This window comes from Microbulbifer mixtoriginis (SeqCode), assembly GCF_052466765.1.
On sequence record NZ_CP174289.1, the window covers coordinates 4,215,443 to 4,225,656 of the forward strand.

Below are 10,214 nucleotides of genomic sequence, written 5' to 3' on the forward strand. Positions count from 1 at the left end.
TGGTGACGGAGATTCGCAACAGGACACTATGGGTTACTGGAGCCAGTTCCGGCATTGGCCGCGCCCTGGTCTTGCGCCTTGCCGAGCATAATAACTTTGTAATTGCCAGTGGGCGCCGGCGTGAAGCGCTAGAAGAGCTGCAACAGCTCGCTCCCACACATATTCGCATACTCGACTGCGATGTGGCCGACGACAGCGGTATGGCCTCTACCTTCGAGCGCCTCAAGGATTTAACCGATCATCTGGATACGGTAATTGCCTGTGCTGGCACTTGTGAGTACGACGATGATTTACAGCTTGATACCACAATGTACCGGCGGGTTTTTGATGCCAATTTCTTTGGTGTAGTGAATACATTGCATTGTGCTTTACCGCTGCTGGCTGTCAGTGCTTCTCCGGTTTTTGCCGCATTGGGCAGCTTATCTTCGCTAGTGCCATTTCCCAGGGCAGAGGCTTATGGCAGCTCCAAAGCCGCGCTGGATTATTTTCTGGCATCGGTACGTGGGGATGTCTGTCATACCAATCTCAAGGTCGTGTTGATCCGCCCTGGTTTTGTCGACACCCCGCTCACCGCGCAGAACGACTTTGACATGCCTTTTTTGATTAGCGCGGAGCAAGCAGCGGAGTATATTGAGGTGGGGTTGGCTCGCAGAAAATCCATAATCGATTTTCCTTTGCGCTTGAGCCTGCCACTGCGTTTTCTCGGATTTTTCCGTTCTCTTTGGTTTCGTTTTTGCACACCAAAAATAAGTAGGATTCGTACCTTAAGGAAGAGTTGATGCGTATTGCCATCGTCGGGAGTGGAATTGCCGGCATGACGGCGGCTTATCTTTTGAGCCGCAAGCACGAGATTACCTTGTTTGAATCACAGGACCGCCTGGGGGGACATACTGCGACTATTGATGTAGAGGAAGAAGGCAAACGAACCCTGGCTATTGATACCGGCTTTATCGTGTATAACGACTGGACCTACCCGAACTTTATTCGTTTACTCAATGAGCTGGGTGTCGAATCCCATCCAACCTCTATGGGTTTCAGTGTGCGCTGTGATCGGGAGGGCTATGAGTATGCCGGCAACAATCTCAATACATTATTTTCCCAGCGCTCCAATCTTCTCAGTGCCGGCCACTGGCGCATGTTATGGGATATAGTGCGGTTTAATCGCACTGCTATGCGAGATTGGTGCGAGGGGCGTCTTCACGAGGGCCTGACCCTGGGTGAGTATTTACCGGCAAATGGCTATTCGGCCGAATTTGCCAACCGTTATCTGGTGCCCATGGGTTCGGCAATTTGGTCGGCCAGTGTGTCGCAGATGCTGGAATTCTCGGTGAGCTTTTTTGTGCGCTTCTTTTTCAATCACGGGCTGCTCAATCTGCTGCGGCGGCCACAGTGGCGCGTGATTAAAGGGGGCTCTCGCTCTTATATTCCTGCGCTGAGTGCGCCCTATGCCGACAGGATTCGGCTCTCCACTAAAGTGAAATCCCTCTGGCGCAAGGAGCAAAGCGTAGAGCTAGTGACCAGTAAGGGGGAGCAGCTGGCGTTTGATCAGGTAATCCTTGCCTGCCACTCGGATCAAGCGCTGGAATGCCTTAAAGATACCTCTAATCTGGAGCGACAACTGCTCAGTGCCATCCCCTACGCGTGTAATAGTGTGGCTCTACATACCGATTCCACTTTATTACCACAGCACAGGCGCAGTTGGTCCAGCTGGAATTACCGCTTACGTGCCGAAAGCGATGAGCTGCCGGTACTCACTTACAACATGAATATCCTGCAGGGATTGGCAACGGATAAAACCTATTGTGTCACCCTGAATGCTGAGGAGCGTATCAACCCCAAAAAAATTCTCGCTCGCTTTGAATACGCGCATCCCCAGTTTTCTGTGGCGGGTAATCGTGCCCAACAGCAGTGGGAGAGGATAAACGGAGTGAATCGTACCTGGTTTTGTGGCGCTTACTGGGCCAACGGATTTCATGAAGATGGGGTATGCAGTGCGCTGAGGGTTGCCAAAGGGCTTGGGGTTGATTGGTGAAGGAAAAGCCAAAGGCTATCGTTGCGGGCGCGGCCATGAAGAGCGCTATTTATACTGGTTGGGTTCAGCACCGTCGTTTTGCGCCCCGTCAAAATCAGTTCCGCTACAAAGTGTTTATGGTTTATTTAGACTTGGCGGAGCTGGATGATTTTTGCTCGTTATCGCGCTGGTGGTCCAAAAAGCCCTGGGCACCGGCTCGATTTCGTCGCGAGGATTTTTTTGGCGATCCGAAACTCAGTGTCGAAGAGGCTGTATGTCTCAGGGTTGAGCGGGTTGCGGGAGAGCGCCCGCAAGGGCCCATACGCGTGCTCGCTAATTGGCGCTACTTTGGCTATAACATGAATCCCATCAGTATTTATTACTGTTTTGATGCCGAGGGCAGGGAAGTGCATTGGCTATTACTGGATGTTCATAATACTCCCTGGAAGGAGCGTCATAGCTATGTACTCGATTGCCGCTCTGGGGCTCGTGTACAGAAAGTAGCTTTTGCAAAGACTTTTCACGTCTCCCCATTTATGCCGATTTCCCAGGGATATCGCTGGAGAAGTATTACTCCCGGCGATCGCCTAACCGCTTATTTACAGAATTTTGATTTAAGCGATGAGGCGCAGGAAGAGCGTCCCTTATTTGATGCCATTCTCAGTCTGCGCCGCAGTGAGCTGAGTGGTGGCCTGCTCAATCGTATCCTGATCCAGTATCCATTTATGACCGTAAAAGTGATTGCCACAATTTATTGGCAGGCGCTGAAATTATGGTTCAAGCGCACACCTGTCTATGCCCATCCCGGTGGCAGGGGTGAAGTCCAGGGAGGGGAGAAGCGTTTATGAATGCAAAAGAATCTTCACAGGTTATTGTCGAAGGAGAGAGCCAGTCCTGGTTGATCAGGCTCGCCCGCAAGCTGGTTTTGGGCAAGATGCAAGTGATAGAGCGCGGCCATCTATTGATTGAAGAAGGGGATAGCCATTACCGTTTTGGTCAACCAATCGAACAGGCAAAAGTTCGGGCGCATATTCGCGTGCGGGATCCCATTGCCTATGTACAGGTATTGTTAAACGGCACTATTGGTTCCGGTGAAGCCTATATGGAAAAGGTTTGGGACTCCCCGTGCTTATTGGATGTCATTCGCCTGATGGTTGACAATATGTCCCTGATTGAAAGTATGGATAGCCGCTGGAGTAAATTGCCCCGTGTGCTGCTGCGTGCCCTGCATCGTCTCAACAGTAACAACCGCCGTGGCTCGCGTAAAAACATTGCTGCACATTACGATCAGGGAAATGATTTTTTTCAGTTATTCCTCGATAAAACCATGCTCTATTCCTCGGCGATATTTCCCTCAGAGCAGACAACCTTGTACCAGGCTTCCATCCATAAAATGGAGCATATTTGCCAAAAACTGCAATTAAAGCCCGGAGACCACTTGCTAGAAATAGGCACTGGTTGGGGGGGCATGGCCATTTATGCGGCAAAACACTACGGCTGCCAGGTAACCACTGCGACTATTTCTGAAAAACAATATCAATACGCTCGCCAATGGGTGGAGCGTGAAGGACTGCAAGATAAAGTACACGTGCTGCTACAGGACTACCGGGATTTAGAGGGACGCTTTGATAAACTGGTCTCTATTGAAATGGTTGAGGCAGTAGGGCACGAATACCACCACAAATTTTTCTCAATTTGTGGGCGCCTGCTTAAAGAGGATGGCCTGATGTTGATGCAGGCCATTACCATTTCGGATCAACGCTACCATCAATATCGCAAAGACATTGATTTTATCCAGCACTATATTTTTCCCGGCGGCTGTCTGCCATCTAATCAAGTCATTGCTCAGCAGATTGCCACGGCTACCGATATGCAGATTGTGGGGTTAGAGGATATTACTGCAGACTATGCGCGTACCTTGCAACATTGGCGCAAAGCATTTTTGAATCAGCTGCCGCAAGTGCGCAATTTGGGCTTTGACGATCGCTTTATCCGCATGTGGGAATTCTATTTGTGTTACTGCGAGGGTGGCTTTATGCAGCGGGTGATCAGTACTGCTCAGTTCGTCTTCGCCAAGCCACGCGCTCTTATCGGCTGATATGTGGCGGTTGATAGTCAACGCTTTATTATTTGATATTGCCTGGCCTCTCTGTGTGATTGTCGCACGCCCCTGGATTGTTGTGCCCTTCACCTTGATCAATTTGCTCATCCACTTAACTTTTGTGGCAAACCTGCGTAGGGAGCCTTTGTGGTTGGGGGGTGTTTTTCTATTTGGTGTGGGGGTGGATTCCGTTCTCTTCCATTTAGGTATCTTGCAAAATCTCAGCGGTATTTCTTGGCCACCCATTTGGCTGGTGTGTTTATGGTTAAACTTTGCGATGACGTTGCGTTACAGCTTGGTGTTTTTGCAGCGTAATTTGTGGTTGGCAGTGTTACTGGGTGGTTTTTTTGGTCCTTTTAGCTATTACACCGGCGCTTTTCTGAATGGCACCGTAGAGCTGGGTCAGCCCCTGTGGCAATCACTGATGATCCTGTCTCTAATTTGGGCATTGATATTGCCGGGATTTAGTTACCTGGCTCGCGCTATTAACCCCGCCTATCGGTGAATGGCCGTGCAGCCGTGCAAGCTGGCGCAAAGCTTGTATTCAGCGGCCTCGCCACCTATACATGCCCTACTCAATTAAAAATGTAATTTCTGGTTCAGTCACCTTATTCATCAACGCCACCAAGGAGCCAGCCATGAAAGCTTACCTCGTGCGGGCCCTGATCTTGGTCGGGGTTCTGGAGGCATTCAATTCCAGGTGCCTATCGGAGGAAGTGGTCGTCGACGAGCGAGGTGAATTTAGCGAGATCGACGCGGGAGACGAGAATGGTGAGGGCGATAAGAATGGCGAGGATGACGGGTTTGGTACTGTCGCCGGTAGCCTGGTAATTGCTTCTGATTATATGTTCCGCAGTATCTCGAACTCGAATAATGGTCCTACCGTCCAGGGCGATCTCAACTGGACCCACGATATTGGTTTCTATATCGGCGTCTGGACAACCAATACGGACTTTGGCGGTCCCGGCAACAGTATGGAATTTGATCCCTATGTAGGGTGGTCGGGAGATCTGCCTGAAACCGAGATCAACTTGAATATTGGCTATTGGTCCTACAACTATCCGAAGTCGGAATTTGATTTCGACTATGCCGAAACCTATCTGACCCTTAGTTTTACAGTGGATAAATTAACGATCAGCCCGAGCCTCTGGTATTCAAATAACTATTTTGGCAGAGACTTTCTCAATAATGTCGATTCTCTGGCCTATGAAGCGACCTTTAGCTTGGAGTTGGCCAGCTACATGGATATTTCTGTGCATCTTGGCGAGCAAACTTTTGAATCTTCCTACGACCATCTCAATTATGGTTATTACGATGCCGGTATAGACTGGAAAATCAGTGATTACACCCTGGGTTTACGTTGGTACGATACCGATGGTGTCGATCCATTCCTGGCTGCCAAGAATCTAACTGATGGGCGCTTTGTTTTTAAAGTTACTCGCAGCTTTTAGAGTAAGTCGTAAATGCTTTTTGCCTGATCTGTGTCGGCGAAAATTTTGCTTCGAATCTTCCCGATAGCCATTGTAATCCTGGGTAAAGCCGTAGCCCGCCTGAGTACCGGCCTCAATAAAGGCGCGGTAAAGCGGGTTTTTCATATTGTTGCCGTTGCACGCGGTGATAGGGCCCTGGTCGCCGCGATAGGCGTCACTGCCATAGATACAGGTTTCGGCCCGGCGGAAGTAGGGCAGGACATCCGCGTAGCCCCAGCCGGATGCGCCGTGCTCCACCCACTCCTCGTAGTCTCCAGCGCAGCCCCGAGCAAATGCCATACCGTTGATAGAAGAGGAACCGCCAATAACCTTGCCGCGGGCCTGATGGATTCGCCGTCCATGCAACCCCGGCTCCGGTTCGGTATAAAATTCCCAATCGTATTTAGGCATGTTCAGCGGAATGGAAAACGCTGAGGGCATACGGATATAAATGGAATTATCCTTGCCGCCAAATTCCAACAGTAAAAGGCTGTTTTTGCTGTCCGCGGTCAACCGGTTGGCTAGCACAGCGCCGGCTGAACCCGCCCCCACCACGATATAGCCAACAGTCTGATCAAAGTCCTGATTACTCATCTGTTTGCCCTAGGCTGGCCCTGGTTCTCCCTCTTTACCGGCACTGCGTGCCGCGCGCTCACGGCGCATGTGCAGGTACTGTAGATGTACTTCGAAGTGGTCGACGATGTCACTGATAACCTGTTCGCGGGTGTACCCCATAAGATCGTAAGTCAGCCCGCCTTCCCGCAGATGTGGTTCCAGACGGTAGTAGCTTGAGCGGGGTTGCTCTGCCCGCAGGGTAAACGCTGGCATCGAGCACTGCCGCGGCCACACCTGATAGGTGAAGTCCACTTCACTGCCGAGGTCCACGTTGAGCTCCAGGTGCAGTTTATCGCCTTCGTTGCCAGCGATACTGACCGGGTATCCTTCCTCTTCGAGCTTCTGTTTCATCGCCTCGAACGCGGGCTGTATGGTGCGTTGTATAAATGTTTCCACCTGCTTGAACGTTGGAAAGCTGATCGCGCGCGACAGCCGCTGGGCCCAATTGGTATGCCCTTCCCGCGATATAGTTCTGCCTGAAAGATGCCCGGATAAAGACTCCTGCATGCTCGCGGATTTCAGCTTCTCAAGCTGCAACGCCTTGTACAGCCCCAGCATGATCAGCAGCAGGACGATGGCAAAGGGCAGTCCCATGATCACCACCGCACCCTGCAGGGCGGAAAGGCCACCTGTCATCAGTAGGGCAATGGTCACAATACCAATGATTGCAGCCCACAAAATCCGCATCCAGGGTTCCGCATCCTGATTGGGATCTTCGAGCCGGATAGTGAGATTGGAAAGCACCAGCGAGCCCGAGTCTCCAGAGGTGACAAAGAACACGATCGACAGGATGGTTACCGCAATTGTGGTTAGCAGGCTCCAGGGCAGCTGCTCGAGAAACAGGAAGATGGCCGACCCGGGTTTCTCTACTGCCTGCGTGCCAAACTCTGTGGCGCCGCCCATTACCATATCGATGGCTGAGTTGCCCATGATGGCCATCCAGGCGGCCATAAATGTGAAGGGCAGAATCAAGGTGCCGATAACAAATGCACGAATGGTGCGGCCACGGGAAATTCGCGCCAGGAACAGGCCGACGAAGGGCCCCCAGGCAATCCACCATGCCCAGAAAAATAGTGTCCAGGCATTGAGCCAATCCGTGGGCGGGGCGAAAGCATAGGTATTGAAGGACAAGCCGATAAAGTTCTGTAAGTAATCACCAATGTTGGTGACGAAGGCGTCGAGCAAAAATCGTGTCTTGCCGGTAATCAACACATACAGCATCAGTGCTATTGCCAGCAACATGTTGAATTCTGACAGTCGCCGAATTCCCCGCTCTACACCGGTAGCGGCAGAGAATGCGGCGAACACCACAATCATAAGTGCCAGCAGTGATTGCGTGAATATGCCCTCCGGTATACCAAACATGTACTGTAAGCCGTAGTTCAGCTGGATGATCCCGATTCCCAGGCTGGTGGCAACGCCAAACACCGTGCCCAAGACCGCGGCAATATCCACGGTATTACCGAGAGAGCCGTAGATACGTTTACCGAACAACGGATAAAGTGCTGAGCGAATGGTAAGGGGCAGCCCATGCCGGTAGCTGAAGAAAGCCAGGGACATACCTACCAGGGTATAAACTCCCCAGCCGGACAGACCCCAGTGCAAAAAAGTTAGCGCCATGGCATGGCGTGCCGCTTCGATACTGCCTCCCTCGCCAGCAGGAGGCTCCATAAATTGGGTCACGGGTTCTACGATGCAGTAGAAAATTAGGTCGATGCCGATTCCGGCGCTGAAAAGCATGGCAGCCCAGGTCACGATATTGAAATCGGGTTCTGAGTGATCGGGTCCGAGTTTGATATCCCCGAAGTTGGAAATGGCCACCAGGATCACGAAGATGAGGTAGGCAACGATAGCGAGAAAGTAAAACCAGCCGAAACTGCCAGATATCCAACTGAGGGCACCGTTAATAACGCCGATCGCCTGCTCGGTAAAGATCATCGCCCAGAGGGAGAACAGCACAATACCCACGACAGAGCCATAAAATACCAGTGGTTTTATTCGCGCCTCTGGGGGGCTTGCTTTAGATGTGTCTTCCGATGATTTGGTGCTGTGCATGCCTTCCCTGCGAAAAAAGGCCGACTATCCCATCAGAGTAGGCTATGCCTGACGGTCGCCGGGTGTCTTCACGGAGGTTGGGGCTACTTCAGAGCAGGTTTTGAAAATTTCACTCTCAGAAATCAGCATCTCTCACAGGCTTGTTGTAATAGCCGTTATTACTCTTCATTGAATCAATACTCTGCGCATAGAGGGGATTTCTATTCACTGACCTTTGCCCGATGGGGCCTTTTTAATGACTTTTTAGTCGTCCTTTTTCTTGCTTTTCCCTTCTCTCGACTGGCGCCATCTTCAACCAACAGCTAAACCTAAAGATGAAAAGCGTGACATATACGCAATCTCTAGGCTCAGGCTGTAAGAGGTGACCGATGAAAACTGGTATTAGCGCAACTGCAGGATTTTGCATAGCTCTATTAGCTGGCTGTGCTGCTCAACCGGAACAGGTACCTGGTGCCGGTGGCATTGTGATTGATACCTGGGGCGTCAATATGAACCAGTATCAAATCGACCTCTCTGAGTGTAAGGGGATTGCTTATTCCACCTACAGCGACCAGGGGCGCCGGGGGTTAACCGGTGCTGCGGGCGGAGCTGTAGTGGGCGGCGCGCTGGGCGCTATTGTTGGTGATAGCAGTCGTGCAGCGGCGGCAGGTGCTGGAGCGGGCGCTCTGGTGGGTGGCCTCTCTGGTGCTGGCAGTGCCGGTGCAGAAGCCCAGCAGATTATCAAGAACTGTCTGCGCGGGCGCGGATATCGCGTGCTCAATTAATTCCCCTCACAGGAGTTAGCCAGGTTTTCTCGTGGGTCCTCTGATATTCGGCAACCTCACAGGACTTGGCTTGGGCCGGGAAACCCCCGGCTCTTTTTTTTTCACTCTTCTTATCCGCGGCTTTTTAGGCCGAATGAACAGGGTTAATCTTCAGTGAATACCACGGGAGTAGGTTATGACCAGTGGGACTACCATCAATGCCTATGGGGTTATGCAAGCCGGCGGGCCCTTTAAACCCTATCAGGTAGAAGTGGGGGATCTGGGAGCGACAGAGGTGGAGTTGGAGGTGCTCTACTGTGGTATTTGCCACAGTGATCTCAGCATGATTGAGGATGAGTGGGGGGTGTCCAAGTTCCCCATAGTTGCGGGTCATGAAGTGATTGGACGGGTGTTGGCTGCGGGAGAGCAGGCCGGGCACTTTAAGCCCGGTACGGTTGTCGGCCTGGGTTGGAATTCCGGCTATTGTGAGACCTGCCACTACTGCCGGCGGGGCGATCAAAATTTGTGTGCCGAAGCTCGCTTTACCACCCTTACCGGCGGGGGCTTTGCCGATAAAGTTCGTGCAGATATGGGTAGCCTGGTGGTTATTCCAGAGGGAGTAGACCTAGTTTCGGCTGGGCCTCTCCTGTGTGGCGGCATTACGGTATTTAACCCTCTGATACAGTTTGATATTCAACCGACGGCTAAAGTGGGGGTGATTGGTATAGGAGGCCTGGGGCATTTGGCCTTGATGTTTTTGAATGCCTGGGGTTGTGAGGTAACGGCATTTACTTCCAGTGAGCATAAGCGCACCGAAGCTTTGTCTCTCGGTGCTCACAATACATTGAATTCACGTGATCCGGAGGAAATTAAATCAGCCTCCATGAGTTTCGATTTCATAATCTCCACGGTCAATGTCAATCTGGATTGGGATTTATATATTCAGGCTTTAAAACCAAAAGGGCGCCTGCATTTTGTCGGTGCTGTTGTGGATCCAATCCAGTTTACCCTCTTCCCCATGATATTTGGCCAGCGCGATATCTCCGCTTCTCCAGTGGGCAGCCCTGCAGCCATTGAAACGATGCTTGACTTTGTCGCACACCATCAGATCAGGCCGCAGGTGGAAATTTATCCTATGAGCCAGATAGAAGAAGCTTTTAAGCATTTGAAGTCGGGCAATCCCAAGTATCGTATCGTGCTGTCCAGGGAGTAATAGGAGG

Annotated in this window: 10 protein-coding genes; 8 read left to right on the plus strand and 2 right to left on the minus strand. The window is 51.4% G+C overall.

Annotated features, from left to right (window positions below; all coding sequences use genetic code 11):
* The first annotated feature begins 2 nt into the window (after positions 1-2).
* The 6 genes from ACJJIV_RS18365 to ACJJIV_RS18390 all read left to right on the plus strand — a co-directional run bounded on the left by ACJJIV_RS18365 (position 3) and on the right by ACJJIV_RS18390 (position 5,563).
* On the plus strand, positions 3-779 hold the full coding sequence (locus ACJJIV_RS18365; RefSeq protein ID WP_444886651.1) for an SDR family NAD(P)-dependent oxidoreductase: 777 nt from the start codon (positions 3-5) through the stop codon (positions 777-779).
* Positions 779-2,032: an NAD(P)/FAD-dependent oxidoreductase gene (locus ACJJIV_RS18370; RefSeq protein WP_444889875.1), complete on the plus strand. Its 1,254-nt coding sequence runs from the start codon at positions 779-781 to the stop codon at positions 2,030-2,032. The genes ACJJIV_RS18365 and ACJJIV_RS18370 overlap by 1 nt, the downstream gene beginning before the upstream one ends.
* A complete protein-coding gene (locus tag ACJJIV_RS18375) occupies positions 2,029-2,859 on the plus strand; it encodes a DUF1365 domain-containing protein (RefSeq protein WP_444889876.1) in 831 nt (276 codons plus the stop codon). The genes ACJJIV_RS18370 and ACJJIV_RS18375 overlap by 4 nt, the downstream gene beginning before the upstream one ends.
* The gene (locus ACJJIV_RS18380; protein WP_444889877.1) at positions 2,856-4,109 is read left to right on the plus strand and encodes a class I SAM-dependent methyltransferase; all 1,254 of its coding nucleotides are present in this window, start codon (positions 2,856-2,858) and stop codon (positions 4,107-4,109) included. The genes ACJJIV_RS18375 and ACJJIV_RS18380 overlap by 4 nt, the downstream gene beginning before the upstream one ends.
* Before the next feature lies 1 nt (position 4,110).
* Complete coding sequence (locus tag ACJJIV_RS18385; RefSeq protein ID WP_444889878.1) at positions 4,111-4,617, plus strand: DUF2878 domain-containing protein; 507 nt, start codon at positions 4,111-4,113, stop codon at positions 4,615-4,617.
* A 133-nt stretch (positions 4,618-4,750) separates the two neighbouring features.
* Positions 4,751-5,563 (plus strand): TorF family putative porin, encoded by an 813-nt coding sequence (locus tag ACJJIV_RS18390; RefSeq protein ID WP_444889879.1) that lies wholly within the window; start codon positions 4,751-4,753, stop codon positions 5,561-5,563.
* Here the strand turns inward: ACJJIV_RS18390 and ACJJIV_RS18395 are convergent.
* Positions 5,519-6,175, minus strand: coding sequence for a GMC family oxidoreductase N-terminal domain-containing protein (locus tag ACJJIV_RS18395; protein WP_444889880.1), 657 nt, complete (start codon positions 6,173-6,175; stop codon positions 5,519-5,521). The two genes, ACJJIV_RS18390 and ACJJIV_RS18395, sit on opposite strands and share 45 nt — an antisense overlap.
* A gap of 9 nt (positions 6,176-6,184) precedes the next feature.
* Entirely contained in the window at positions 6,185-8,251 is a 2,067-nt protein-coding gene (gene betT / locus ACJJIV_RS18400) for a choline BCCT transporter BetT (RefSeq protein WP_444889881.1), read from the minus strand.
* Between the two features lie 368 nt (positions 8,252-8,619).
* On the opposite strand from betT, the gene ACJJIV_RS18405 reads away from it, so the two are divergent.
* Both ACJJIV_RS18405 and ahr read left to right on the plus strand, forming a co-directional pair.
* Entirely contained in the window at positions 8,620-9,015 is a 396-nt protein-coding gene (locus tag ACJJIV_RS18405) for a YMGG-like glycine zipper-containing protein (RefSeq protein WP_252082282.1), read from the plus strand.
* A 175-nt stretch (positions 9,016-9,190) separates the two neighbouring features.
* A complete protein-coding gene (ahr, locus tag ACJJIV_RS18410) occupies positions 9,191-10,207 on the plus strand; it encodes an NADPH-dependent aldehyde reductase Ahr (protein WP_444889882.1) in 1,017 nt (338 codons plus the stop codon).
* Positions 10,208-10,214 lie beyond the last annotated feature (7 nt).